We start from the raw sequence: 25,915 nt of genomic DNA, 5'->3' as shown, positions 1-25,915 counted from the left end.
TTTCGTCAGAGAATCCTGATGACCAAAGTTTTGCACTTCTTCAAGACCTACTTCCCGGAAAGCAAGGGCGGTGGCGTCGAGCAAGTCATCTTCCAGCTGGCACAGGGTTGCCAGGCCCACGGGATTGAATCCCAGGTGCTGTCGCTGAGCAAACAAGGCGCGGCGCGTAACGAGACGGTCGGCAATCACATCGCGCACCGCTCCAAACAGGATCTATACGTCGCTTCTACAGGCTTTTCGCTGTCGGGCATTCGGGACTTCAAGGAGCTCGCGCGCGACGCTGACATCGTGCACTACCACTTCCCGTGGCCGTACATGGACATCGCGCACTTCGCCGCGCAGATCAAAAAGCCGACGGTGGTGAGTTACCACTCGGACATCATCAAGCAGAAAACGCTGGTCAAGCTGTATGCGCCGCTGATGAACCGGTTTCTGGGCAGCGTCGACCGGATTGTCGTGTCTTCGCCTAACTATGCCGCCAGCAGTGAGGTGCTGACCCGGTTCAGGGATAAAGTTGAGATCATTCCGTTTGGACTTGATCGGGCCACCTACCCTGCCCCGTCTCAGGCGAAACTCGAGCACTGGAAACAGCAATTGGGCGAGCGCTTCTTTCTGTTCGTGGGTGCGCTGCGCTACTACAAGGGTCTGGATTTCCTGCTTGAAGCCGCGCACAAGAATCGCCTGCCGGTGGTGATCATGGGCGGCGGGCATCAGGAGCTGGAGCTCAAGGCGAAGGCCAAGGCGCTCGGGCTTAGCAATGTCGTGTTTGTGGGCAGCCTGCCGGATGAGGACAAGAATGCGCTGCTGATGCTTTGTGAGGCGTTTGTGTTCCCGTCGCACCAGCGTTCGGAGTCTTTCGGCATCTCGTTGCTGGAAGCGGCGATGTACGGCAAGCCGATGATCTCCTGCGAGATGGGGACTGGCACCACGTTCATCAACATCGCGGACGAAACGGGGCTTGTTGTCCCGCCACGGGATTCAGATGCGTTAGCTGTAGCGATGAACACGCTGTGGAATGACAGAGAGCGGGCGAAGCAGATGGGGTTGAAGGCGGTGCAGCGGTTTGAGTCGATGTTTACGGCGCAGAAGATGGTGCAGGGGTATGCGGATCTTTATCAGGATGTGCTGCGCAGGCGTTAAGTGACTGGGTGAACTGGGTGTCCCAGCGGGACCGGCTTGAGCCGGGAAGGCGTCGGGCGTCACGTCGGCATATTGATGGCGTACAAACGGCCCTCTTCCCGGCTGAAGCCGGTCCTACTGACAGCACGCATTCATCCAGTGGGACTGGCTTTAGCCGGGAAGGCGTCGGGCGTCACACTGCAAAAGTGATTGTGCTCACACTGGCCTCTTCCCGGCTGAAGCAGGTCCTGCTGACAGCACGCATTCATCCAGTGGGACTGGCTTTAGCCGGGAAGGCGTCGGGCGTCACACTGCAAAAGTGATGCCTCACACTGGCCTCTTCCCGGCTGAAGCCGGTCCTACTGACAGCACGCATTCATCCAGTGCTACTGGCTTTAGCCGGGAAGGCGTCGGGCGTCACGTCGCAAATCTGATGGTGCGCACACTGGCCTCTTCCCGGCTGAAGCCGGTCCTACTGACAGCACGCATTCATCCAGTGGGACTGGCTTTAGCCGGGAAGGCGTCAAACTGCAAAAGTGATGGTGCTCACACTGGCCTCTTCCCGGCTGAAGCCGGTCCCACTGACAGCACGTATTCATCCAGTGGGACTGGCTTTAGCCGGGAAGGCGTCGGGCGTCACACTGCAAAAGTGATGCCTCACACTGGCCTCTTCCCGGCTGAAGCCGGTCCCACTGACAGCACGAGTTCATCCAGTGGGACTGGCTTTAGCCGGAAAAGCGTCGGGCGTCACACCGCAAAATTGATTGTGCTCACACTGGCCTCTTCCCGGCTGAAGCCGGTCCCACTGACAGCACGCATTCATCCAGTGGAACTGGCTTTAGCCGGGAAGGCGTCGGGCGTCACACTGCAAAAGTGATGCCTCACACTGGCCTCTTCCCGGCTGAAGCCGGTCCCACTGACAGCACGAGTTCATCCAGTGGGACTGGCTTTAGCCGGGAAGGCGTCAGGCGTCACACTGCAAAAGTGATGGTGCTCACACTGGCCTCTTCCCGGCTGAAGCCGGTCCTACTGACAGCACGCATTCATCCAGTGGGACTGGCTTTAGCCGGGAAGGCGTCGGGCGCCACGTCTGCATATTGATGGCGTACAAACGGCCCTCTTCCCGGCTGAAGCCGGTCCCACTCACAGCACGCATTCATCCAGTGGGCCTGGCTTTAGCCGGGAAGGCGTCAGGCGTCACGTCGGCATATTGATGGCGTACAAACGGCCCTCTTCCCGGCTGAAGCCGGTCCCACTGACAGCACGTATTCATCCAGTGGGACTGGCTTTAGCCGGGAAGGCGTCGGGCGTCACGTCGCAAATCTGATGGTGCGCACACTGGCCTCTTCCCGGCTGAAGCCGGTCCTACTGACAGCACGCATTCATCCAGTGGGACTGGCTTTAGCCGGGAAGGCGTCGGGCGTCACACTGCAAAAGTGATTGTGCTCACACTGGCCTCTTCCCGGCTGAAGCAGGTCCTGCTGACAGCACGCATTCATCCAGTGGGACTGGCTTTAGCCGGGAAGGCGTCGGGCGTCACACTGCAAAAGTGATGCCTCACACTGGCCTCTTCCCGGCTGAAGCCGGTCCTACTGACAGCACGCATTCATCCAGTGGGACTGGCTTTAGCCGGGAAGGCGTCGGGCGTCACACTGCAAAAGTGATGCCTCACACTGGCCTCTTCCCGGCTGAAGCCGGTCCTACTGACAGCACGCATTCATCCAGTGCTACTGGCTTTAGCCGGGAAGGCGTCGGGCGTCACGTCGCAAATCTGATGGTGCGCACACTGGCCTCTTCCCGGCTGAAGCCGGTCCTACTGACAGCACGCATTCATCCAGTGGGACTGGCTTTAGCCGGGAAGGCGTCAAACTGCAAAAGTGATGGTGCTCACACTGGCCTCTTCCCGGCTGAAGCCGGTCCCACATTGATCGCTCTGAAGTCCGGGCAATGGATCTTGCCCGGGCTGTGCCGCCATTCTTCTTATGGCTTGCGCTTGCGCGGTCCTGTGTTGAACACCGGCACTTTGCGCACTGGCTTGACCGCTGGCACGTCTGCCGCCGCTTCCCCGCTCTCCACCCACTTGCCCAGATTGCGTTTGCCGCCTCCGCCGCCGCTTTTCGGTTTCTTCGGCTTTTTCGGCTTTTTCAGAACCTGCCCGGTCGCGTCGGTGGCAGGTACGCGGTGTTCTGGAATGAAATCCGGTTCTTCGCGGCGCTGCAGAGTCTGGCGGGTAAGCATTTCGATGGCGCTGAGCAGGTCGACTTCGTCAGCGCACACCAGGGAGATCGCTTCACCGGTCTGGCCCGCGCGACCGGTGCGACCAATACGGTGGATGTAGTCTTCGGCAACGATCGGCAGGTCGAGGTTGACCACGGTCGGCAAGTCGTCGATGTCCAGACCGCGAGCCGCAACGTCGGTGGCGACGAGGATCTGCACGTCACCGCTCTTGAAGCGATCCAGCGCGCGCTGGCGAGTGGCTTGGGGTTTGTCGCCGTGAATGCCGTCTGCGTTGAGGCTCAGGCCTTGGAGGCGCTCCACCAACTGGTCGACGCCGACGCGGGTTTTCGCGAAGACCAGCACCTGACCCCAGCGATGCTTCTTGAACAGATGAATGAACAGCTCGCTCTTGCGCTTCTTGTCGACGGTGACGATCCACTGCTTGACCGATGATGCCGCCACATTGCGCGGGCTGACTTCGATGGTCAGCGGGTTGTCGAGCATCTGCCCGGCCAGCGCGCGAATCGCATCGGAGAAGGTTGCCGAGAACAGCAGCGTCTGGCGGCGCTTTGGCAGTGCGGCGTAGATGTCGCGCAGCTCTTCGGAGAAGCCGAGGTCGAGCATGCGATCGGCTTCGTCGAGGATCAGGGTCTGCAGCTGGGAGAACTTCACGGCGTTCTGGCGATACAGGTCGAGCAGGCGGCCGGGGGTGGCGACCAGCACGTCAACGCCTCGGCGCAGCTTCATCATTTGCGGGTTGATGCTGACGCCGCCGTAGGCTGCGTACGTGGTCAGCGGCAGGTGTTCGGCGTATTGCGCGATGGCTTCGTGAACCTGCTCGGCCAGTTCGCGGGTCGGCACCAGCACCAGCGCGCGCACGGAGTTGGCAGCGACCTTCGGGCCTTCCATGGTCAGGCGTTGCAGCAATGGCAGCGCGAAACCTGCGGTTTTGCCAGTGCCGGTCTGGGCGGCGGCCATGAGGTCGCGGCCTTCGAGCACGGGCGGAATCGCCTGGGCCTGAACGGGGGTGGGAGTCTGGTAGCCCAGTGTTTCGAGGGCACGCAGCAGGGGTTCGATCAGGCCGAGGGAGGCGAATGTCATTTCAGTACCGTTGGAAAAAGGTCAGCGCACAAGAGTCTGTAGAAGACAATGGCGCGCAGTTTACCCTTTCTGCAACGGTTTCTGCTTGCGCCACTGCGGCAGGCCGATGAGCACGACGGCGCTGATGATCACCGCCATCGCCGCACCTTCCGCCCAGCCGATGTGTTCCCCGGCGAACCACACGCCCAGCAACACCGCGACCGCCGGGTTGACGTAGCAATAGCTGGTCGCGGCGGCGGGCCGCACGTTCTTCAGCAGGTACATGTAGGAGCTGAACGCGACGATGGAGCCGAACACCACCAGATACGCCATCACCAGCCAGCCGGACACGCCGGGGGATTGGGTCATGCGTTCGCCGCTGATGAAGCTGCCAAGCAACAGCACCGCGCCGGCCACCAGCATTTCGCAGGCGCTGGCCATGGGTCCGGCGGGCAATGGCAGGTAGCGGCTCCACACCGAACCGAACGCCCAGGTCGCGGCGGCGAAGATCACCAGCGCGGCGCCCATGGGACTGGCTTGCAGGTTCGAGCCCAGGTTGAGCAAAGAGATGCCGACAAGGCCGAGCAAAATGCCGGCCCATTCCAGCCCGGTATTGCGATGGCCCCAGATCAGGCCGAACAACAACGTGAACAACGGCACCACAGCGACGGCCAGTGCCGCGACACCGGAAGCAACGCCTGCGTGTTCCGCAAGGGTCACGCCGCCATTGCCGCAGGCAAGCAACAGAAAGCCGATCATCCCTGCGGATTTCCACTGTTTCCAGGTCGGCATCGGCGCGCCACGAAAGCGCATGAAGGCAAACAGAATGGAGCCGGCAATAGTGAAGCGCACCCCGGCCATCATCAGCGGAGGCCAGGTTTCGATGCCGATGCGGATGGCGAGATAGGTTGAGCCCCAGATCACATAAAGCGCGAAAAAGGCTCCGATGAGCAGCAGGGGAAAACGGCGGGCGGCAGGCATGAAAGGCTCTAGTACAGTCGTTTATTGTGGGACTGATTCTAGAAATGTCCGAGCCGCCCATGTCAGCTACAACGGAGGTTTATTCGACCCATACACTTTTGCCGGCAAGGTGTTTTGCAGCCGCTGACGTGGGCGCGGCGAGATGATCGGGAAAGAAAGTACGCAAAACTCTCCAAATCATCTTCTCCCCAGCCAGAGCGCTTACTCCAGCCTCTTCCAGCGGTATTTCGTCGGCCTTGGAAAAAACCGCCTTCAGTCGCCAGAAAGCATGCCGACAACTTCATCAGGAATGGGCATTGAGCATCTTCGACCATGCCCTGCCGTACCTTCTCGAAGAGCCACACCATCGTTAAGACCAAGGCGGGTCAAACGCGCGTGAAGGTCATGTAGCCAGCTTTCAAACCTGGCTCAGCGGATTGAACTTGTCACCGATCCATACCCGATTATTGCGTCATTGACCTGGCCAGGCCTGCCTTGCCCCGGAGTTTCTACATGTGTTCGATGTGCGATGCGCTCGCCCTACTCTGGACGGACGGAGCGACCAGCCAAGGTGTGAGCCAACAGACAGCCACCAGCCAAGCGACGCTTGGGCACCTGACGCTTGATCAGCAAGCCAACTACCTGACTGATGGCTATTGGCACGACGCCTATGGCGGTTCCCAGCACCACTTTGACGTGCACGCCGGTGGGTCCCTCACCGTCAACCTGGCCAGCTTGAGCGCAAACGCTCAAGTTGTTGCCAGATATGCGCTGCAAACCTGGACCGATGTCAGTGGCATCAACTTCGTGGAAACCACCGCTGCCGCTGCAATCAATTTCAGCGAAAACAACAGCGGTGCATACAGCAGCTCCAATTATGCAGGCAGCATCATCTCGGCCAGCAGCGTCAACATCGCTTCGGATTGGGTGAATTACGGTTTGTATTACCAGCAAACCTACATTCATGAAATCGGCCACGCGCTGGGGTTGGGCCATGCGGGCAATTACAACGGCAGCGCGACCTTCCCCAACAATGCCTTCTATCAAGAGGACAGCTGGAAATATTCAGTGATGTCCTACTTCAGTCAGGACCAGAATACCTATTCCAATGCCTCTTTCGGCTATGTCGCTACTCCCATGCTGGCGGACATCGTAGCCATCCAGTCACTGTACGGCACCGCCGTCACCCGCACGGGTGACAATACCTACGGTTTCAACATCAACACCGTAACCGACTTCCCCCCCGGCCTGGTGGGGACGATCTATGATTCGGGCGGCAACGACACGATCAACGTCAGCACCTATGCCGGCGCTCAAACGGTCGATCTGAGAAGTGAAGCTTTTTCCAGCGTATACGGCGGTCTATCGAATATCGCCATCGCGCGCGGTACGGTTATCGAGAACGCCATAACGGGTGCAGGCGCGGATACGCTGATCGGCAATGCCAGTGACAACTTCCTCAACGGAAACGCGGGCAATGACCAGTTGTCAGGCGGCGATGGCAACGATCGGCTGATGGGTGGGGCGGGCTCGGACATGCTCAATGGTGGCAACGGCATCGATACCGCCTCGTATGCCGAAGCAGGTGCCCGCTACTTTGCAAACTACGATGCCGCGCTTGTGAGTGGTGCCAGCCTCAGCGTTCATGATGCGCAAACGTCCGATGTGGACAGACTTTCAAGCGTCGAAAAGCTGGCTTTCAGCGACCGCAATGCCAATCTTGACGAACTGCTCATGGCTTTTCACAGCCGGTATGGCGCCTTCAACGCCGAGAGTAACGCCACGGTTTCGTTGAGTTTTGGCACGGACCTTCATCATATCGCGCTCACCGAGGATCAGGCTGACATTGCCAGGCTCTACTCCCTGTTCGGTCGGACGCCCGATTATCAGGGCTTGAATGGCTGGCTGACGCAGCAGGCGATGGGCAGTTCGGATGCAGAGATTCGGGATGGCTTTCTGAATTCCGCTGAAGCGACGCAGCACTATGGCGGGCTTGGTGATCGGGACTTTGTCCTTGCCCTCTATCGGACCATTTTGCATCGCACAGGCGAAGAATCTGGTGTGTCGTCCTGGAGCATGCTGCTGCAGGCGGGTGGGAGTCGAACAACGGTCGCTGATGGCTTCCTGAATTCGCGCGAGAGCCATAACCTTTCTGAAGGCGAGACGGGGTTCATCAGGATCGTGGCTCATAACGCCTGGAACAATCTGGATATGGTGGTGGGCAAAGGCGTGGCAGCCGGCACGGCTGGCGACGATGAGATCAGTGAGCAAGAAGTCAGGCTTGACACCAACGCGGTTTCGCATCTGGCCGGCAACGCCGGTATCGACACCTTTATTTTCAACGACGTTGCATCCGCCTACACGATCAGCGCGCTCGATACCGACACGCTATCAGTCAGTCGTTCCACGGGAGCTGCGGCAAAATTTGAACTGAGTGGCTTCAATGTGCTCGATTTCGTAGATCACGAAGTGTTCGTTCTCGACGCGGCGCAGGCAAACACTGGTCGTCTCTTTACCATTCTGGATCGTGCTGCCGATATCGAAGGCCTGAAGTTCTGGCTGGCTCAGGGCGCCGCAGGCGCAACCGGTGCCCAGATGGCGGCTGGTTTTGTGCAATCTGCCGAATTTACCCAACGCCTGCCCGATGGCAGCAGCAATACAGCCTTTGTCGAACAGCTGTATCGCAATGTCCTGGACCGAGGCAGCGACGCTGACGGCCTTGCCTCTTGGGTCCACTCGCTGGAAGGCGGCACAAGCCGTGGGCAGGTCGCCTTCAGTATCGCCAACTCCGCGGAGTCTGCTGCACTGACTCAAGGCGATGCCGGCTTCATTCACCTCGTAGGGCATGCTGATTGGGTTTGAGGCACCTGCGCCAAAGACTGGCTAGAGCCCCCGATGCTTGCTGATCGCATCCGCAATCTTCTTCGCCGGGACTTTTTGCAGGGTGCACAGCAACTGGTGGGAAACGCCGTCGAGCCCATGGGTGTCGCGCAGCTGGTGGCCCAGGTGCAGCGTGAGGTTGGCGGCCATTTCCGCGTCGGCCATGGCCCGGTGAGCCTTGCCGGTGTGGGGCAAGCCAGCCCAACTGGTGAGCGTGCCGAGCTTGTGGTTCGGCGCATGGGGCAGGAGACGTCGCGCCAGCAGCATGGAGCAGGCAAAGCTCTGCACGCGATTGCGCTTGATGCGCGACAGCTCGAAGTCCCAGAACTTCTGGTCAAACGAGGCGTTGTGCGCCACCAGCGGCGTCAGGCCAACAAACTCGGCGACTTCGTTCATGACGTGCTCAGCGGACGGCGCCGTGCGCAGCATGCTGTTGCTGATACCAGTCAGGGACTCGGTGAAAAACGGGATGCGCACGCCGGCGTTCATAAGGCTTTGATAACGCTCAACGATAACGCCCTGCTCCACGATCACCACGGCGATTTCGGTGGCGCGGCAGTGGCTGCCGGGGGAAATGCCGGTGGTTTCGAAGTCGATGACGGCGATGCGTTCTTGCATGGGAGAGACCTTCAGAAATAGCTGGTTTTTGCGTTTTGCTCGGGAGCGCCTGGCTGATATCGCGTCGGACATCGCTTGCGTGTCGCGCCTCTGTAGGAGCTGTCGGAGCTAACGACGGTGGCGAACGCGGTGGCTCAGTTGGCGCATGTTTACCTGAACGGGCCGGGTTCGCCAGCAAGCCGGCTCCTACAGATTTGCGGCGCTTGTCAGCCTGCGCTACGTCACGCTCTGAGCAGCGGCCTGCCCACAATCGGAATATACGGCCGCGCGGATCAACGAATTGGCGGCGTTCGTTTGCCTGCGTTGCATCAAGTCTTGAGCAGCAACCCGCCCTCGATCGGCACATAACGACTCGCCGCGCGGATCAACGAGTTGGCGGTCAACCCCGGCACGCCGTAGGCAATCGCTTCGACGCCGTGCTTGCTGATGATGCGCTCCAGCAACAGGTCAAAATCGCCATCGCCGGACGCCAGCACGACTTCATCGACATTCGGCGCAACGTCCATGATGTCGATGGTGATGCCCACGTCCCAGTCGCCTTTGGCCGAGCCGTCACTGCGCTGGATGTAGGGTTTGAGTTTGACGGTAAAACCGAGGTTGCGCAGGATCTGCTGGAATTGCTGCTGCTTGCTGTCGCCACGGTCGATGGCATACGCATACGCCTCGACGATCTGCCCGCGCTGGCTGATGTCAGCCCACAGGGCGGCGTAATTGAAGTGACAACCGTGAGCCTGACGTACTGTGTAATACAGGTTCTGTACGTCGGCGAAGACCGCGATTCTTCTCACCCAAATTCCTCGATGCGCTGACAAGCGACAAGGGCCCGAAAACCGGACCGGCGCTCAGTATGCCAGTTTGGGGAGGGGATTGAAGGATTGGGTTGGAAGGCGATTGCGGGACGCGGTCTGTATTCCTGACACACCGCAGTCGCGACCCATCACACAACGGTGTAGGAGCGACCGGGGTGGCGCTCCACCTTGCCCGCGAAAAATAGTTCAGACGATAGAGATGTATCGTGTGTACCGACGTCTTCGCGGGCAAGCGCGCTCCTACAGGTATGAGGCTTGTACTTGCGATATCAGACGAACGAATCGTCATCGTCAAACATGCCGCCACCGGTGTCGCTGCCGTAATCGGTGTCGGCAAAGCCATTCGAATCACTGCCCCAGTTGTCATTGCCGGTACTGTCATTACCAGTGACGCGCTGCTGGTCATCACCCCAACCGCCGTTGCCGCCCTGATCATGTTCGGCGGCAGGCTGGGCCGGCTCCTCCTTGATGATCTCGACGACTTCCTGCGGCTGGCTGTTTTGGTGAAACAGGCTGCTGATGCCTTCCGCCAGCATCACGCCGCCGGCCACACCCGCTGCGGTTTTCAGCGCGCCGCCGAGGAAGCCACTGCCGACGGGTGCCGCCGGTGCCTGTTGCGGTTGGGCATAGTTCTGCTGTGGCTGAGCATAGTTTTGCTGCGGTGCGCTCGCAGGACCACTTTCACGCCAGCCGCCCGAGGAAGGCTGCGGATTGGAAGGACGGGAGAACGACGAAGCCGGCTGCTGAGCCTGTGGCTCGCGCGAACCGCCGCCGAAGATGCTCGACAGAAACCCGCCGCCGCTGCCGGACGGGGCAGGCGCCGCTGATTTGCCCCGCTCCAGTTCAGCCTGGAGCTGCTGAATCTGTTCGTCGCGCTGACGGCTCTGGGCCTCCAGCTGCTTGATCGCGACTTCCTGCACCAGGATCGACTGCGCCATGTAGTAAGGCGCAGCAGGCTGGCGAGTCAGGTGCTCCTTGATCAGCGCTTCGGCCTGCGCATCACGGGGGGCCGATTCGGTTTCTGCCTGCTTGAGTTTGCCAAACAAGCCGTCGATCAGGGTTTGTTCTTCGCTGTTCATGGCGACCTCGTTAGATTGCCGTAGGAATTCTGTTCTGAGCCATTGCTCGGACATATCCAGTAATGGGGCTGTTCAAGGGCGTTTCAATAGGATGTAAAAAAAGTTAAGAAGGCCGTTCTGCCGCCGCCGGTTGGCCGGTTCTGCGGCGCTACGTTACAGTGTCGGCCTGCTTATACCTGTGATCCGTTCATGAATCCGCTGACCCTTCTGCAAGACTCGTTTTACTTCTTCCGACGCAACTTCGGCAGCATTCTGACGCTTTGCCTGCCGCTGGTGGTGCTGGAGGCCCTGACCAAACAGCTCATCGGCCTCGGGCAAGGCACCGGGGTCTCGCAACTGTTGATCAGTCTGCTTTTCTACCCGCTGTACACCGGCGCGCTGATCCTTTTTATGGACGCCAAAACCCGGGGCGAAGAACCGGTCAAATCCAACCTGTGGACCGTCGCGTTGCGTATGTGGCCTACCTTTGCGGTGCTGACGGCGCTGAGCATGCTGCTGATCATGGCCGGCATGTCGCTGTTCATCCTGCCGGGCGTGTGGGTGATGATCAAACTGCAGCTGTCGGAATACTTGCTGGTGTTGCGCGGGATGGGGCCGCTGGAGGCGATGCGCGAAAGCTTCAGAATGACCCAGGGCCATGTGGTGCGGATATTCGTCTGCGTGGTGTGCGTTTATATCCCGCTCTCGCTGCTTGAGGCGCTGAGTTATTACGTGCTGCCAGACCAGCAAAGCCCAATGCTGTCGATCGCCGTGGACAGTGTATCCAGCTTCTTGCAGCTGCTTATCAGCGTGACGATGTTCCGGTTGTTCATGCTCATCGACCCACCCGCGCGGTCGGTCTAAGAAGATGACACGTCCGACGCGGTATCTGCTTTACCTCGCGGTAGGTGCCGGGCTGTTCGTGATACTGCTTTATGACATGACCTGGCACCCCGCCCGACACGAGAATGCGGCCGTGTCCTGCAATGCGATGGACGCAAAGCCACCGGTATTGGCGCCGGGTCAGACGCTCAAAGTGATGACCTGGAACATTCAGTACCTGGCCGGCAAACGCTATGTCTTCTGGTACGACCTGCCCGACGGCAGCGGCCCTGACGAGCGCCCGACCCCGGAAGACCTGGCGTACAACCTTGATGAAGTGGCGCGGGTCATTCGCGACGAGCAGCCAGACATCGTCTTGCTACAGGAAGTCGACGACGGCGCGAAGAACACCGACTACGGCAATCAACTCGCGCTGCTCCAGGCGCGCGTCGCCGATCTGTACCCCTGCAGCAGCGAGGCGTTTTACTGGAAGTCCGACTTCGTGCCGGATCGCCACATCTTCGGCAGCGTCGGCCGCAAACTGGCGACACTCAGCCGCTACCAAATGGACAGCGCCGAACGCCTGCACCTGCCCTCGCCGTCCGGCCATTTCATCAGCCGCCTGTTTCAACCTCAGCCGGCGCTGCTCGTCAGCTATCTGCCGCTAAAAGATGGCGGGCGCCTGGCAGTGACGAATACGCATCTAAGCGACGCTGAGTCGGGCAGCGACGTGCAACAGCGGCAAGTGACGGCGGTTCGTCAATTGCAACAAACCTTCGAACAGAACGGCACGCTGTGGATAAGTGGCGGCGATTTCAATCTGCTGCCGCAGGGGCAATATCAGCGGCTGCCCGCTGGACAGCGCGCGCCGTATTCGGCGCAGAGCGAGCTTCGGGGCTTGTGGGAAAGCTTCCCGATGATCCCGAGCAATGAAGACGTGACCGGTGAGGATCGTCGAAAGTGGTACACCCGTTTCCCCAATGACCCGAGCATCAGCGGTCCGGACCGGACGCAGGATTTTCTGTTCTACAGCCCAAAGCTGCAGCGGATCGAAGCGAGGGTGAGGCAGGCGGACACGTTGTTGATTTCTGATCACATGCCGGTGATAGCGCGGTTTTCGGTGCCGGTGCAGGGTAAGTGAGTCGCGCGTCAGTAGTGCTGGCAAATCTCCCAGACGCTATACCCGCTAAGGGCATGGATGCTGCGGAATGCGGAGTGCGGAGTGCGGTATCGGTAGGAGCGTGGCTTGTCCCGCGATCTGGCGCGAAGCGGCAGCCATTCGGTTGATGGTCGCGCGGGTTCTGAATGATGTCCCGATGCGGAGGTCGGTTGCTCCCGAGCGCAGATCGTCGGCAGGTTACACAATGGGCGACCGGGAATACGGCAGATACATCAATAGACTTCCATTGCGCCAAAGAACCCCGCCGGTACATCGGCGGGGTAAGGCATCTTAATGCTGGTAGATCGTGGCCACGTTGCCGCCGCCCGTCTGGCTGACGTTGGCGACCATGTTGTTACCGGCCTGAGTGACACCAACCAGGTTAGTGCTGCCTAACAAACCGCCGCCGACGCCGGTCTGGCTGACCACAGCGCGGTTGTTGTTGCCGGTCTGTAGCAGGGTTTCTTCGTTAAAGGCGCCGGTCTGGGTGCTGGACGAAAAGTTGTTGTTACCGCGCTGTTGGAATTCACCTTTCATCCCGTAGCCGGTCTGATACAGGGTGGCGGTGTTGAAGTCACCGCTCTGCAGCATGCTGGCGGAGCTCACTTGAGTGTTGGTTTGCTGAATGGAGCCGGTGTTGCTGTTGCCGTTCTGCTGCAGAATGGCCGACACCCGATTCGAGTTGTGCTGCTGCGAAACCGTACCGGTGTTGCCGTTGCCCGACTGTGTAACAGAGCCGGTCACCGTGTTGTTGTTGTTTTGTTGTGTAAGGTTGCCAACGTTATAGCTGCCCGACTGGGTAATGCCGCCCCCGACGATGGTGCTGTTACTTGCCTGGTAAAGACTCGCTGCGTTATAGCTCCCTCCGCCTTGAGTAATGCTGGCGCTTGTGCGGTTATTATTATCCTGGGCGATAGTGGCGGTACTGTAGCTGCCGGACTGGTCTAGCTCCGCGACTTGAGGCAGCGAACTACCGCCGCCCTTTTGCGTCACGGTTGCCGTATTGTTGTTTCCGGCCTGCTTGGCCGACGTGAAGTTGGAGAAACCATCCTGCTTGATTCTCAGAGTGCTGTAAGTCGCACTCTGAAGAGCGCCTGCGCCGTTCCGGGTTCCCGTCTGATTAATGTTGACCATCGACTGGGTCGCGCCTTGCTGCTCGGCATTCAGACTGTTACTTGTACCGTCCTGGGTGGTATTCACGGTGCTGGAGTCTGCCATGGCGGATCCAGACAGTGCAGCCAGGACTGCGAGGGACAGAAGTGCTTTACGTGCGTGCATGGAAAATCATCCTTTTTTAAAAGAACGGTGGGCATTGATCATCGAGAGTGGCCCGAAAACATTTGTGCTGCGGCATCAGATTCAATATCAGGGATGAATGTGCGGTACGTATGCCGTTGCAGCAACGAATGGTCGTCGGGCACTGCGGCCAAGGGCGCGAAGGCTGCCTTTTATTAGCCCCAACAGATTGGAGCCCTTGTTAGTTATATACGGGTTATCGCGCTTTGCCAGTCGACATGGGAAATAAACGTTCTCTTTTTATTGGCGCCAACTATCAACACCCATTCGTCCGACCGCCTTTAAAACAAACAACATGACCACCGACCTGAAACATGACGCCATTTTTCTGCCTGGAGCCATTGACCACATTCACAACGTTAATAGAGAAGCATCGAAAGCCTTTGCATCGGCGTCAGGAAATAAAACAATAAGTTATTGATCCGTTAATAAAGATGAGCTTTGTTGTTAACACGCTAAAGCATTAAACATTGATAAGGGCGGGCGACCCGCTGCTCGCTCCTGACTGAGAGTGAACAGCCGCCGGAGAAAATACCTCTTGGTGATAATCAATTCACGCAGCAGCGGGGCAGAATCACTTCCTCGGCTTCACACGCGCAGTCGGTTCAGCAATCAACGGATCGTCCGGCCAATAGTGCTTCGGGTACCGACCCTTCAAATCCTTCTTCACCTCGGCGTAGGTGCTGCGCCAGAAGTTGGCGAGGTCTTGGGTGACTTGCACCGGGCGGCGTGCGGGAGAAAGCAGGTGCAGCTTGACGATCTGCCGGCCGTTGGCGATGCGCGGGGTGTCGGCCAGGCCGAAGAGTTCCTGCAGGCGCACCGCCAGAATGGGTGGGGACTCGCTGTAATCCAGGCGTACCGATGAACCCGACGGCACGGTCAGGTGGTGCGGCGCCAACTCGTCCAGCCGCTGGGGCAAGGGCCATGGCAGCAGGTTGTGCAGGATCGATGACAGGTCCAGATTGCCGAAGTGGCTCAGTCGCGTGACCTTGCCCAGATACGGCAGCAGCCAGTGTTCCAGCGTCGCCAGCAACCCATCGTTGCTCACATCCGGCCACTCGCTTTCGCTGAGCTTTTGCAGATCCATCTGACGCAGCAGACCGACGCGCGCCTGCCACTGGCGCAGTTCCGGTGTCCAAGGCAGCAGCTCCAAGCCCTTGCGCCGGACCAGCGCCAGCAGCGCCTGCCCCCTTGCTGAATCGTCCAGCCCGGTGAGCGGCTCGCGGCTGATGATCAGCTCCCCGGCCTTACGCTGACGCTCCGCACGGAACACGCCCTCGCGCTCGTCCCAGTCCAGCTGATCGAACTGCGTCACCTGTTCGGCGAGCACTGTGTCGAACAGGTCGGGCTCGAACTCGGCGGCCAGATAGATGCGCTCCTCGCGCTGGCCCTGTCGGCTGCCCAGGTCGGCCACCACCAGCCACGGCTGTTTCATCAATGCGTCTGGCTCGGCGAACAAGGCGGCGCGGCCGTTGGCGAGTCGATACTCCGCGCCGCCGGCACGGCGTTGTTGTGCAACGCGATCGGGATAGGCCAGCGCCAGCAGCGCGCCAAGCCAGCGCGGGTGATCAGGATCGACGACCGACTTCCGCGCTGCGCCCCTCAGATACCCGCGATATTGCCGCGACAATTGCCGCGCTCGCTGCACGCCGCCCTGCGCGCCTTTCGCTGCGCGTTCTGCGCCCGCCAGCAACGTCAGCCGGCTGTGCAGATCGGCACCGCCGCCGCGCAGAATGTCGCGTTCCCCGAGCAACGCTGCGACGTCGCACGCCAGCGGCCCCAGGCCCAGTTCATGACCGCGCAGCAGCAAATGGGCGATGCGCGGGTGCGCGGGCACCTCCGCCATCGACTGGCCGTGGGTCGTGAGTGTCCAGTCTTCGCCCGGCTTGCGCGTCAGCGCGCCGAGCCGTGCCAGCAAGTCTTGCGCCTGGGCATAAGCGGCGGCAGGCGGCAGGTCCAGCCATGTGAGTTGCGCAGGTTCCACACCCCAGCGCGCCAGTTGCAATGCAAGGCCCGCAAGGTCGGCCTGAAGGATTTCCGCTGCCCCGTAGGCCGCCAACTGGTCGTGCTGCGCTTCGGACCACAGTCGATAACACACGCCCGGCTCAAGCCGCCCTGCCCGACCCGCCCGTTGAGTGGCGCTGGCCCGGGAGATGCGCTGCGTGTCGAGGCGGGTCATGCCGCTGCCGGGATCGAAACGCGGCACCCGCGCCAGCCCCGCGTCGATGACCACCCGCACGCCATCGATGGTCAGGCTGGTCTCGGCAATGTTGGTGGCCAGTACGACTTTGCGTTTGCCCTTGGGTGCTGGCTCGATCGCCGCACGCTGGGCGCTCAGGTCGAGCTCGCCATGCAACGGGCACAGCAGCACGTCGCTGCGATCGCCGACGGCCTCGGTCAGCTGTTGATTGACCCGACGAATTTCGGCCTGCCCCGGCAGGAATACCAGCACGCTGCCGGACTCGGTGCCCAGCGCGTCGAGCACGGTCTGCACCACCCGCGGCTCGATGAACTCCCCCGGCTGAAACGGCCGCCCCCACTGCATCGACACCGGGAACATGCGCCCTTCGCTGCTGATCACCGGCGCATCGTTGAGCAAGCTCGACAGCCGCGCGCCTTCAAGCGTCGCCGACATCAGCAAGATCTTCAGCGGCTGCTCGTCACGAAACAGCGCGCGACCGTTGAGGCTCAGGGCCAGTGCGAGGTCAGCGTCGAGGCTCCGTTCATGAAATTCGTCGAAGATCAGGAGACCGACACCTTCCAGCGAAGGGTCGTCCTGCAAGCGCCGGGTGAGGATGCCTTCGGTGACCACCTCGATGCGGGTGTTGGGGCCAACCTTGCTATCCAGGCGAATCCGGTAACCCACCGTCTCGCCGACGCCCTCGCCCAACTCCGACGCCAATCTTTCAGCAGCAGCACGAGCAGCCAGACGCCGGGGCTCCAGCATCAGGATCGTCTGCCCGGCCAACCACGACTCCCCCAAAAGCGCCAGCGGCACACGGGTGGTCTTGCCCGCGCCCGGCGGTGCTTCGAGCACGGCCTCGTCCCGGTCGGCAAGGGCCTGGCGCAAGGCGGGCAGAACGGCATCGATGGGCAAAGAATTCATGTGACCTCCAGAAACAGGGCGACGATTATACGGCGAGCCGATGCGGCTTTTGCTCATGCCTTCAACGAACTGTCTTCCCCCACGGATACTCTTATTGATTAGGCATTTGCCTTGTATAGTTGCGACTTCTTATGAGGAGATCCCCCATGCGCATTCCATCCCGATTGATTGGCGGTGTTCTGGTTGCCACGCTGCTGACGCAACTCACTGCATGCGGCAGTATTTTTTACCCGGATCGTCGCGGCCAGATTCAGGGCAGCGGCCGAATGGACCCGGCCATCGTGATACTCGACGCCATCGGCCTGTTGTTCTACATCATCCCGGGCGTGATCGCGTTCGGTGTGGACTTCGCCACTGGCGCAATCTACCTGCCAGGCGGCACTCACGCCCAGATCGATCCGCAAAAGCTCGAACCTGCCGTGCGCACTGACGGCACAATCGACAACGCCAAGCTGCAAGCCATCATTCAAACCGAGCTTGGCCGCACGCTGCCGCTGGATGACCCTCGTCTGATCCAGCACAAAGGCAGCACGCAGCAACTTGCCTCCCTGGGCCTTGTACCGTCCGCTTGAGCTTTATGATTTGAAGGAGGCGCCATGAGCACCAGTCCCGAGCACGCCCGCTTATTGCGTCTGGCAACCCGCGCCTCGCTTGCCGTGGCGAGCATTCTGATCGTCGCCAAAGCGGTGGCCTGGTGGTTCAGCGGCTCGGTCAGTCTGCTGGCCGGCCTCACGGACTCGATGCTCGATGGCGCCGCCTCATTCCTCAATCTACTGGCCGTGCATTACGCGTTGCGCCCGGCCGATGACGATCATCGGTATGGGCATGGCAAGGCAGAAGCGCTGTCGGGCATGGCTCAGGCGCTGTTCATCGCGGTGAGTGCGTTTTTGATCGGGTTTCAGGCGGTCGACCGCATCCAGCACCCGCAACCCCTCGGTGATCCGGGTTTGGGCTTGCTGGTGATGGTGTTGTCTATTGGCCTGACGATCGCGTTGCTGATGTTGCAGCACCGCGTGGTGAAGGCCACCGGTTCAGCGGCGATACGCGCGGACTCCCTGCACTATCGCTCTGACCTGCTGCTCAACTTCAGCATCATGCTGGCGCTGGGTCTGGCCTATTTCGGCTACTCCCAGCTGGACGCTTATTTTGGTCTGGCGATCTCTTTCTACATTTTGTGGAGCGCGATTTCCATTGCCCGGGAGACGGTGTCGGTGCTGATGGACGCTGAGCTGCCTGTGGATGTCAGCGCCAAAATGCTCGAACTGGCCGAGGCCGTGCCGGGCGTACTGGGCGCCCACGACCTACGCACGCGGATTTCGGGCAATCACTGGTTTGTGCAGTTGCACCTGGAGTTGCCGGGCACGCTGACGCTGTCGGTGGCGCACGATTTGTGCGAGCGGGTGGAAGCGGCGATTCAGGACGAATTCCCCAAAGCCGAAGTGCTGGTGCACGCGGATCCGCAGGAAGTGGTGGGTCGCGGGGATGGACCGGTTTTGAATTGAAGGCGTCAGGCGTCACACCTCGAATCTGATGGCGATCAAACCGGCCTCTTCCCGGCTGAAGCCGGTCCCACTGACTGACCGCATGCGCCTGGTGGGACCGGCTTTAGCCGGGAAGGCGTCAGGCTTCACACCACAAATCTGATGGCGATCAAACCGACCTCTTCCCGGCTGAAGCCGGTCCCACTGACTGACGGCGTTCACCTAGTGGGACTGGCTTTAGCCGGGAAGGCGTCGGGCGTCACGCCGCAAATCTGATGGCATTCACACCGGCCTCTTCCCGGCTGAAGCCGGTCCCACTGACTGACCGCGTCCACTTAGTGGGACTGGCTTTAGCCGGGAAGGCGTCGGGCGTCACGCCGCAAATCTGATGGCATTCACACCGGCCTCTTCCCGGCTGAAGCCGGTCCTACTTAAAAACCTCGCGCACGTGCTGGCGGACTGGCTTCACTGGCGATGTTCGGTCTTACGCGGGCTATTGTAGGAGCGCGCTTGCCCGCGAAACCGGTTAATCAGGCATTACAGTTGTCGCAGTTCAAACGCCTTCGCGGGCAAGCTCCTACAGGATGCGCGTCAGCCAGCATTATTTTGTCTCCCGCACTGCCCCTTAGGCTGGCCCCGCGGCAGTACTTAGTGGGACCGGCTTTAGCCGGGAAGGCGCCGGGCGTCACGCCGCAAATCTGATGGCATTCACACCGGCCTCTTCCCGGCTGAAGCCGGTCCTACAAAAACAGTGAGGCGCTGCGCATCCTGCATCCCAAGCTACAAGCCCGCATTCACTGCTGAATGCTATACCCCCGCTGTGCATAACAACTGGCCATCGCCTGTCGGTAAACGCCCAGCACTTCCGGTGCTGGTTGATAGGCTGCGCCCGCCGGGTCGAAGTTGCTTTGCTGCACAGCGTAGCGGTAGCAGTCGTAGCGGTCCTGTTCGATTTCCTGTTGCGGCTTGCCTTCAGGCGGATAGGCGACAACATCGTACGGGTTCGCTGCCTGCTGAACGGGCTGCGGCTGCTGAGGCGAATACACCGGCTCGACGTTCTGCGGAGGCTCGGCGACTACGTATTCCTGGGTGCTCTGCTCGTAGGTGTAATAGGTGCCGGCAGCGACGAAGAACAAGGCGCTGCCGAGCCAAACCTGTTGCGCGTAGTCCGGCAGGTAGCGCACGCGAACGCCGCGGGGAGGCTCGACGACCACATAGCGCGGACCTTGCGGGCGATACCAGTAACCGCCTGAGTAGAAGTAATCGCCACCGCGATACGGCACGCGGGAATACCCGCCCGGCATGCGGTCGATCTGGTAACCGGGGCGGTAACGCGGGCCCGATCCCCAGCCGTCCCCACGACCGCCGGGGCGGCCGGCCTGCCAGTTACCGTTGTCGGGGCGACGGTCGCCGCCGCGCCAGCGGTTGTCCTGGGGCTGATCGCGGTAGAAGCCCTGACGAGGCTCCTGGGTCTGCACTACCGTGTCCGGCCGTCCCTGAATCGAAAGGTTGCCCTGACGGTCCTGCAACTGACGCTGTTGTTGCTGCTGGTCTTGCTGGCGTCGTTGCTGATCCTGCTGTTGCTGGCGTTGTTGTTGTTGCTGCTGCTGCTGCTGCTGCTGGCGCTGATCGTCACGCTGCTGATTGCGTTCACGGTCCTGCTGCTGGCGCTGCTGATTGGCGCGCTCTTGCTGGTTCTGCTGAATCTGGCGCTGCTGCTGCACCTGTTCCTGCTGGCGCTGCTGTTGCTGTTGCTGTTGCTGCTGATTCTGCTGTTGCTGGCGTTGTTGCTGCTGCTCACGCTGCTGGTTGTCGCTGAAGCCGCGCTGGTTCTCCTGCTGCTGGCGCTGCATCTCGAAACCGCGCTGTTGCTGTTGGTGCTGCTGCTCGTTGCGCTGCTGCTGCTGCTGCTGTTGTTGCTGCTGTTGATTGTTGTCGTCGGCCAACACCTGAGCACTGATGCTCAAGGCCAAGAGACTGACACCTGCCAAACGCCAGATGCGCGTGTTCATGCTTTCCTCACTAAGGCGCGGATACCTATGGGATAGGACTGCGAGTCGGGTGCGCCGTTCGCCGCACTCTATCAGCGTGGCGGATGAAACTATAGAAGCGCGCGCTGCGGTCCAGGCCAAAAGCCGGGCACAAAAAAAGAGGGCTCGATGGCCCTCTCTGGAATGCTTCGTCCTGGCTCGACGCTTTTGACGTCGGCTCACCTCGCATCGTCTTCTGGACAGTGCGTAGCCCGGTGGCCTGGTCAACCCTGTCGGGCTGGAGGCCGCGGCTGGCCTGATTCGGCGGGCCGCGCTGGACGCTGTGTCCGGGCAGTGATTCTGGTTAAAAGAATAGGCTTTGGCGGACGGCACAGGATTGCGAATATTGCCGAGATAAACATCACTTGCGCAATAATTCACTTCAGATCAATAATCCTGCGCAATCCATTCAATAAAGGCGCTTATCGTGAGCAAGCTCGACAGATATGACTTGAGTATTTTGGCCGAACTGCAAAAGGATGCGCGCATCTCCAATCAGGAGCTGGCCGAGCGCATTGGCCTGTCGCCCTCGCCCTGCTCCCGTCGCGTCAAACAGCTGGAAGACGACGGTTATATCGTCGGCCAGGTCGCGCTGCTGGACCGCAAGAAGCTGGGCCTTAGCCTGACGGCCTACGTGCTGATCGGCATGGATCGCCACACGCCCGACCGCTTCGAGAACTTCGAGCAGCAAATCCGTAACCTGCCGCAGGTTCTGGAGTGCAGCCTGGTGACCGGTATCGACGCCGATTACCAACTGAAGGTGGTCGTCCCGGACATGGATCACTATCAGAAGTTTCTGCTTGGCCATCTGACACGCATCGACGGCGTGACGAGCGTGCGCTCCAGCTTCGTGCTCAATCAGGTACTGGCGAGCACCGAATTGCCGCTGGTGCATTTGCGCGGCTGAACCGCCAATGCAGATTGTAGGAGCGCGCTTGGTCCGGTCCGCATCCGGACGTAAGCGGTGGGTCAGCAACACATTGGCTGACTGACGGAACACATTCGCGGGCAAGCGCGCTCCTACAGTGGATTCAGGTGGCATTCCGAATGGTGTCTGGTAGCGAGCCCATCAACTAGAGCTTCGCCGGCACTTCCCGCCATTGCCCTTGATTCAGCCCTTCAAGGCTCCAGTCGCCGATCCGCACGCGCACCAGTCGCAACGTTGGCAGCCCGACCGCCGCGGTCATCCTGCGCACCTGCCGGTTGCGTCCTTCCTTGATGACCAGTTCCAGCCAACTGGTCGGCACGCTTTTGCGAAAGCGCACCGGCGGGTCGCGCGGCCACAGTTCCGGTTCGTCCAGCTGCCGGGCCTGTGCAGGAAGCGTCGGGCCGTCGTTCAGCTCGACGCCGTCACGCAGCGTCTGCAGCTGCTCTTCGGTCGGCTCGCCCTCCACCTGCACCCAATAGGTTTTCGCCAGTTTGTGCTTGGGGTCGGCGATACGCGCTTGCAGTTGGCCGTCGTTGGTCAGCAGCAGCAGGCCTTCGCTGTCGCGATCCAGACGGCCGGCCGGGTAGATGCCGGGGACGTCGATGAAATCCTTGAGCGTCGCCCGGCCTTCGCCATCACTGAACTGAGTCAGCACGTCGAAGGGTTTGTTAAACAGAATCAGCCGAGGTTCGGCGGGTGGTGCTTTGGCGACACGCCGGGGGGCGCCCGTGCGATCAGGCGAAGGACGGCGGGAATCGGGACGTTGGTTGCGGGGCATGGGGAACCGGTAAAAAATGACGGAAACGGAAAGGACCACGAAACAGAAAGGGCCACTTTAGTGGCCCTTTCGTTGAACGCCTAGCGCCTTAACGGAACGGCGGCTCATCGAAGCTACGCAGTTTGCGCGAATGCAGCGAGTTGAGCTGCGTGCGCATCAGGTCCAGCGCGGCGATGCCGATCTTCAAGTGCTGGGTGACCGCACGCTCATAAAACGCGTTGGCCGAGCCCGGCAGCTTGATCTCGCTGTGCAGCGGTTTGTCCGAGACGCAGAGCAAGGTCCCGTAAGGCACCCGCAGGCGATAACCCTGGGCCGCGATGGTGCCGCTTTCCATGTCCACCGCCACGGCGCGGGACAGGTTGATCAGCGGTCGTTCCTGGGCCCAGCGCAGCTCCCAGTTGCGATCGTCGTAGGTCAGGACCGTGCCGGTGCGCAGACGCTTCTTCAGGTCGTCGCCGCGTTCGCCTGTGACCTGGGCCGCCGACTCCTGCAACGCCATTTGCACCTCGGCCAGCGCCGGGATCGGGATGTTCGGCGGCAGCACGCGGTCAAGAATACCGTCGCGACGCATGTAGGCGTGGGCGAGCACATAGTCACCGATGGTCTGCGACTGACGCAGGCCGCCGCAGTGACCAATCATCAGCCAGCAATGCGGACGCAATACCGCGAGGTGGTCGGTGATGTTTTTGGCGTTGGACGGGCCGACGCCGATGTTGACCAATGTCACGCCATGGCCGTCTTCGGCGATCAGGTGGTACGCCGGCATCTGGTAACGGTGCCAGACCACGCCGGAGACGATGGCCTGGGCTTCGCCGTAATCCATGCTCTTGTCGACGATGACGTTGCCCGGCAAAACCATCTTCACGAAGCGCGGGTCGTCGCGCAGTTTTTCCAGGCCATGCACGATGAACTGGTCGACGTAGCGGTGGTAGTTGGTCAGCAGGATCCACGGCTGAACATGACGCCAGTCGCTGCCGGTGTAATGCACCAGACGGCGCAGCGAGAAATCCACACGGGCGGCGTCGAACAGCGCGAGCGGCAGCGGATCGGTGTTGGCCCAGTCGTACAGACCGTCAGCGATGCCATCGGTGGCCGCCGACAAATCGGTGCTCGGGAAGACGCGGGCCAGGGTCGCGGCGGTGACGCCGGTACCGGCCAGTTCATCGCCCTGCTCGACCACGTAGGGGTACGGAATGTTCTGTTCGCTGACGCCCACTTCCACCGTCACGGTGAAGTCGTTCATCAGCGGCACAAGCTGTTCGAGCAGGTATTTGCGGAACGCCGCCGGGTGGGTGACGGTGACGCTGTAGGTGCCGGGCAGCTGAACCTTGGCGTAGGCGCGCGTGGTCAACGGCACTTCGCCCTGGCAGTGGTAGGTCAGGCGCAGCTCGGGGTAGCGGAACGTCAGACGCTCGGCAGCAGTTGGTTCGACGCGGTCTTTCAGGTAGCGCTTGAGCGCCTGGCTCAAGGCGGTGGTTGCCCGTGCGTGCAGCTCAGCGAGCCGGTCAACGGCGTGTTCGGCAGTTTCTACGACAATGAAAGCTTCGGTCACGATGCATATCCTTCTGATCTTGCAAGCGCATATCTTGCCTGCAACAGATGACGAAGGCACGAGTTGTGTCAGAGAGGCCTGCTCCGGATATCCCGTGTGGGAGCGCGCTTGCCCGCGAAAAATGTGGCATTGACTGAATGTGTGCCTGACACACCCCATTTCACAGGCGGCGCACACACAGATCATCCGATTTGCGGCGATGACCTCGCGACCAACGCCTGAACATCCACCCCGCGTGGCAAGGCACCGTAGACGCGCCCCGGCCGTTCCAGGCGTCCGGCAATAAACCCGTCGCTGACCACGGCATTGCCCGCTTCCAGCAGCAATTTCGCCTGCAACGCCACGGCGATGTCTTCGGTCAGTTGCCGGGCGCGGTACTGGACGTCGCCGGTGTCCTGAAACGCTTCCTTCAAACCATGAATATGCGCGGCCAGACGCTTGTCACCATGACCGTCGCCAAGCTCATCGAACAGCGCATCCAGCACGCCGGGCTCTTTGGACAACGCGCGCAGGACGTCCAGGCACTGCACATTGCCGGAACCCTCCCACGTCGAATTGACCGGCGCCTCACGGTAAAGTCGCGGCAGAATGGTGTCCTCTACATACCCTGCACCGCCCATGCATTCCGCCGCTTCGTTGATCATTGCCGGCGCGCGTTTGCAGATCCAGTACTTGCCCACCGCCGTCACCAGCCTCGCGAAACGGGCTTCGTGGCCGCCATCCAGGCGCTCCAGCGAGCGTCCCATGCGCAGGGTCAGTGCGAGGGCCGCTTCGCTTTCCAGCGCCAGATCGGCGAGCACGTTTTGCATGAGCGGCTGCTCGCTGAGCACACGACCGCTGACGCTGCGGTGGGCGCAGTGGTGCGCGGCCTGGGTCAGGGCCTGACGCATCAGTGCGCTGGAACCGGTCATGCAGTCGAATCGGGTCATCGCCACCATTTCGATGATGGTCGGCACGCCACGCCCCTCTTCGCCCACCATCCAGGCCAGGGCGCCGCGCAATTCCACTTCGCTGGACGCGTTGGACCAGTTGCCCAGTTTGTTCTTCAGCCGCTGTATGTAGAACTGGTTGCGGGTGTCGTCCGGGCGATGGCGCGGCAGCAGGAAACAGGTCAGGCCTTTGTCGGTCTGCGCCAGGGTGAGAAAGGCGTCGCACATGGGCGCCGAGCAAAACCATTTGTGCCCGACCAGTTCATAGGCCTGACCGGGCCCGGGCTGGCCGACCGGATAGGCCCGCGTGGTGTTGGCGCGCACGTCGGTGCCACCCTGTTTCTCGGTCATGGCCATGCCGATGGTCGCGCCAGCCTTGTGCGCGATGCCTACGTTGCGCGGGTCGTAGTGGGTGGCGAGGATCTTCGGCAGCCAGGTCTCGGCCAGATCCGGTTGAAGGCGCAGGGCCGGCACGCTGGCGAAGGTCATGGTGAGCGGACAACCGCTGCCTGCCTCGGCCTGGGTGTGCAAATAGCTCATCGCCGCGCGGGCGACGTGGGCGCCTTCGCGGGGATCGGTCCACGGCAGCGACGGAATACCGTGCTCGACCGCCGTTTGCATCAGTTGGTGGTACGCGGGATGAAACTCCACGAGATCGATGCGATGGCCGTAGCGGTCATGGCTGGCGAATACCGGTTTGTTCTGATTGGCGAGGAAACCTGCTTCCATCAACGGGCCACCGGCCAGCGCGCCATAGGCGTGGATTCGGTCCTGCGCCCAACCCGCGCCGAAGCGCTGCGACCACTCTTGCAGCGGCAGGTCGATTCGATACAGGTTGGTGCCGTCCAGAGAAGGCGGCTGATTGGTGACCTCGTGGGTCTCGGCGAACTGATGCAGGTTGATGCGCTGGTCCATGAGGCGACTCCGGTCCGGGCAGCACGCGGCGGTCGTGCAGGTGACTCAGTGAATCACGCACCCCGCCCCGGCGACAGCGCCATAGAAGACGAAATCACGGCGGTTTTGCCTTGTCGATGGCTGGCAACAGAGTTGATGCACATCGCGCGGGATGCACGGCCCATGTAGGAGTGACCGG

21 protein-coding genes are annotated in these 25,915 nt (G+C 61.0%); 8 read left to right on the top strand and 13 right to left on the bottom strand.

The genetic code is table 11. The features are described 5' to 3' along the window. Positions 1-18 precede the first annotated feature (18 nt). The gene (locus OKW98_RS05090) at positions 19-1,140 is read left to right on the top strand and encodes a glycosyltransferase family 4 protein (protein ID WP_265388208.1); all 1,122 of its coding nucleotides are present in this window, start codon (positions 19-21) and stop codon (positions 1,138-1,140) included. Between the two features lie 593 nt (positions 1,141-1,733). Here OKW98_RS05090 and OKW98_RS27425 read toward each other — a convergent pair. From OKW98_RS27425 to yedA, 4 genes are all read right to left on the bottom strand, one after another. Further along, positions 1,734-1,829 (bottom strand): (2Fe-2S)-binding protein, encoded by a 96-nt coding sequence (locus tag OKW98_RS27425; protein ID WP_416148045.1) that lies wholly within the window; start codon positions 1,827-1,829, stop codon positions 1,734-1,736. A gap of 128 nt (positions 1,830-1,957) precedes the next feature. Continuing rightward, positions 1,958-2,053, bottom strand: coding sequence for a (2Fe-2S)-binding protein (locus tag OKW98_RS27420; protein ID WP_416148045.1), 96 nt, complete (start codon positions 2,051-2,053; stop codon positions 1,958-1,960). A gap of 1,046 nt (positions 2,054-3,099) precedes the next feature. Beyond that, entirely contained in the window at positions 3,100-4,437 is a 1,338-nt protein-coding gene (locus OKW98_RS05085) for a DEAD/DEAH box helicase (protein ID WP_133776094.1), read from the bottom strand. 60 nt (positions 4,438-4,497) lie between these two features. Next, positions 4,498-5,397, bottom strand: a complete 900-nt coding sequence (gene yedA, locus OKW98_RS05080) for a drug/metabolite exporter YedA (protein ID WP_265388207.1) — start codon at positions 5,395-5,397, stop codon at positions 4,498-4,500. A gap of 492 nt (positions 5,398-5,889) precedes the next feature. Between yedA and OKW98_RS27320 the strand changes: the two genes are divergently transcribed. Further along, entirely contained in the window at positions 5,890-8,238 is a 2,349-nt protein-coding gene (locus OKW98_RS27320) for a DUF4214 domain-containing protein (protein ID WP_322114167.1), read from the top strand. 21 nt (positions 8,239-8,259) lie between these two features. Here the strand turns inward: OKW98_RS27320 and OKW98_RS05065 are convergent, their stop codons facing one another. The 3 genes from OKW98_RS05065 to OKW98_RS05055 form a co-directional block, all read right to left on the bottom strand. Continuing rightward, positions 8,260-8,874 carry a PolC-type DNA polymerase III gene (locus OKW98_RS05065; protein WP_265388206.1) on the bottom strand — a complete coding sequence of 205 codons (615 nt, stop codon included), beginning with the start codon at positions 8,872-8,874 and terminating at the stop codon, positions 8,260-8,262. 308 nt (positions 8,875-9,182) lie between these two features. Continuing rightward, positions 9,183-9,662 (bottom strand): NYN domain-containing protein, encoded by a 480-nt coding sequence (locus tag OKW98_RS05060; RefSeq protein WP_108121635.1) that lies wholly within the window; start codon positions 9,660-9,662, stop codon positions 9,183-9,185. Between the two features lie 290 nt (positions 9,663-9,952). Then, entirely contained in the window at positions 9,953-10,762 is an 810-nt protein-coding gene (locus tag OKW98_RS05055) for a DUF2076 domain-containing protein (RefSeq protein WP_265388205.1), read from the bottom strand. 189 nt (positions 10,763-10,951) lie between these two features. Here OKW98_RS05055 and OKW98_RS05050 point away from each other — a divergent pair, with 189 nt between their 5' ends. After that, positions 10,952-11,605 (top strand): YciC family protein, encoded by a 654-nt coding sequence (locus OKW98_RS05050; protein ID WP_265388204.1) that lies wholly within the window; start codon positions 10,952-10,954, stop codon positions 11,603-11,605. Positions 11,606-11,609: 4 nt separating this feature from the next. Beyond that, positions 11,610-12,704 carry an endonuclease/exonuclease/phosphatase family protein gene (locus tag OKW98_RS05045; protein WP_265388203.1) on the top strand — a complete coding sequence of 365 codons (1,095 nt, stop codon included), beginning with the start codon at positions 11,610-11,612 and terminating at the stop codon, positions 12,702-12,704. Positions 12,705-13,013: 309 nt separating this feature from the next. Here OKW98_RS05045 and OKW98_RS05040 read toward each other — a convergent pair whose 3' ends face one another. Beyond that, a complete protein-coding gene (locus tag OKW98_RS05040) occupies positions 13,014-14,000 on the bottom strand; it encodes a hypothetical protein (protein WP_265388202.1) in 987 nt (328 codons plus the stop codon). A gap of 592 nt (positions 14,001-14,592) precedes the next feature. Continuing rightward, positions 14,593-17,124: an ATP-dependent helicase HrpB gene (gene hrpB, locus OKW98_RS05035; protein WP_265388201.1), complete on the bottom strand. Its 2,532-nt coding sequence runs from the start codon at positions 17,122-17,124 to the stop codon at positions 14,593-14,595. A 146-nt stretch (positions 17,125-17,270) separates the two neighbouring features. Between hrpB and OKW98_RS05030 the strand changes: the two genes are divergently transcribed. Both OKW98_RS05030 and OKW98_RS05025 read left to right on the top strand, forming a co-directional pair. Further along, the gene (locus tag OKW98_RS05030) at positions 17,271-17,696 is read left to right on the top strand and encodes a polyribonucleotide nucleotidyltransferase (protein ID WP_265388200.1); all 426 of its coding nucleotides are present in this window, start codon (positions 17,271-17,273) and stop codon (positions 17,694-17,696) included. 24 nt (positions 17,697-17,720) lie between these two features. Then, complete coding sequence (locus tag OKW98_RS05025; protein WP_265388199.1) at positions 17,721-18,626, top strand: cation diffusion facilitator family transporter; 906 nt, start codon at positions 17,721-17,723, stop codon at positions 18,624-18,626. Between the two features lie 773 nt (positions 18,627-19,399). On the opposite strand, the gene OKW98_RS27315 is transcribed toward OKW98_RS05025, so the two are convergent. Beyond that, positions 19,400-20,083 carry a DUF6515 family protein gene (locus OKW98_RS27315; RefSeq protein ID WP_322114166.1) on the bottom strand — a complete coding sequence of 228 codons (684 nt, stop codon included), beginning with the start codon at positions 20,081-20,083 and terminating at the stop codon, positions 19,400-19,402. Positions 20,084-20,140: 57 nt separating this feature from the next. Between OKW98_RS27315 and OKW98_RS27310 the strand changes: the two genes are divergently transcribed. Beyond that, positions 20,141-20,653, top strand: a complete 513-nt coding sequence (locus OKW98_RS27310) for a hypothetical protein (RefSeq protein ID WP_416148424.1) — start codon at positions 20,141-20,143, stop codon at positions 20,651-20,653. A gap of 409 nt (positions 20,654-21,062) precedes the next feature. Beyond that, on the top strand, positions 21,063-21,542 hold the full coding sequence (locus OKW98_RS05015) for an Lrp/AsnC family transcriptional regulator (RefSeq protein WP_265388197.1): 480 nt from the start codon (positions 21,063-21,065) through the stop codon (positions 21,540-21,542). Positions 21,543-21,708: 166 nt separating this feature from the next. Here the strand turns inward: OKW98_RS05015 and OKW98_RS05010 are convergent, their stop codons facing one another. From OKW98_RS05010 to OKW98_RS05000, 3 genes are all read right to left on the bottom strand, one after another. After that, positions 21,709-22,341 carry a pseudouridine synthase gene (locus OKW98_RS05010; RefSeq protein WP_265388196.1) on the bottom strand — a complete coding sequence of 211 codons (633 nt, stop codon included), beginning with the start codon at positions 22,339-22,341 and terminating at the stop codon, positions 21,709-21,711. Positions 22,342-22,429: 88 nt separating this feature from the next. Continuing rightward, positions 22,430-23,893: an AMP nucleosidase gene (gene amn, locus OKW98_RS05005; protein WP_265388195.1), complete on the bottom strand. Its 1,464-nt coding sequence runs from the start codon at positions 23,891-23,893 to the stop codon at positions 22,430-22,432. Positions 23,894-24,075: 182 nt separating this feature from the next. After that, on the bottom strand, positions 24,076-25,725 hold the full coding sequence (locus tag OKW98_RS05000; RefSeq protein WP_265389654.1) for an acyl-CoA dehydrogenase family protein: 1,650 nt from the start codon (positions 25,723-25,725) through the stop codon (positions 24,076-24,078). Between the last annotated feature and the right edge of the window lie 190 nt (positions 25,726-25,915).

It is taken from the genome of Pseudomonas sp. KU26590 (genome assembly GCF_026153515.1).
Taxonomy (GTDB): Bacteria; Pseudomonadota; Gammaproteobacteria; order Pseudomonadales; family Pseudomonadaceae; genus Aquipseudomonas.
The sequence above is the reverse complement of the archived record's forward strand: the minus strand, read 5'-3'. Positions and strand labels throughout refer to the sequence as shown.

Excerpts from the sequence above, each read along its gene's own strand:
- OKW98_RS27320 (WP_322114167.1), top strand. The coding sequence starts at position 5,890 with ATGTGTTCGATGTGCGATGCGCTCGCCCTACTCTGGACGGACGGAGCG.
- OKW98_RS27425 (WP_416148045.1), bottom strand. The coding sequence starts at position 1,829 with ATGAACTCGTGCTGTCAGTGGGACCGGCTTCAGCCGGGAAGAGGCCAG.
- OKW98_RS05010 (WP_265388196.1), bottom strand. The coding sequence starts at position 22,341 with ATGCCCCGCAACCAACGTCCCGATTCCCGCCGTCCTTCGCCTGATCGC.
- OKW98_RS05090 (WP_265388208.1), top strand. The coding sequence starts at position 19 with ATGACCAAAGTTTTGCACTTCTTCAAGACCTACTTCCCGGAAAGCAAG.
- OKW98_RS05050 (WP_265388204.1), top strand. The coding sequence starts at position 10,952 with ATGAATCCGCTGACCCTTCTGCAAGACTCGTTTTACTTCTTCCGACGC.
- OKW98_RS05045 (WP_265388203.1), top strand. The coding sequence starts at position 11,610 with ATGACACGTCCGACGCGGTATCTGCTTTACCTCGCGGTAGGTGCCGGG.
- OKW98_RS05025 (WP_265388199.1), top strand. The coding sequence starts at position 17,721 with ATGAGCACCAGTCCCGAGCACGCCCGCTTATTGCGTCTGGCAACCCGC.
- OKW98_RS27420 (WP_416148045.1), bottom strand. The coding sequence starts at position 2,053 with ATGAACTCGTGCTGTCAGTGGGACCGGCTTCAGCCGGGAAGAGGCCAG.
- OKW98_RS05085 (WP_133776094.1), bottom strand. The coding sequence starts at position 4,437 with ATGACATTCGCCTCCCTCGGCCTGATCGAACCCCTGCTGCGTGCCCTC.
- OKW98_RS05055 (WP_265388205.1), bottom strand. The coding sequence starts at position 10,762 with ATGAACAGCGAAGAACAAACCCTGATCGACGGCTTGTTTGGCAAACTC.
- hrpB (WP_265388201.1), bottom strand. The coding sequence starts at position 17,124 with ATGAATTCTTTGCCCATCGATGCCGTTCTGCCCGCCTTGCGCCAGGCC.
- OKW98_RS05040 (WP_265388202.1), bottom strand. The coding sequence starts at position 14,000 with ATGCACGCACGTAAAGCACTTCTGTCCCTCGCAGTCCTGGCTGCACTG.
- yedA (WP_265388207.1), bottom strand. The coding sequence starts at position 5,397 with ATGCCTGCCGCCCGCCGTTTTCCCCTGCTGCTCATCGGAGCCTTTTTC.
- OKW98_RS05065 (WP_265388206.1), bottom strand. The coding sequence starts at position 8,874 with ATGCAAGAACGCATCGCCGTCATCGACTTCGAAACCACCGGCATTTCC.
- OKW98_RS05030 (WP_265388200.1), top strand. The coding sequence starts at position 17,271 with ATGCGCATTCCATCCCGATTGATTGGCGGTGTTCTGGTTGCCACGCTG.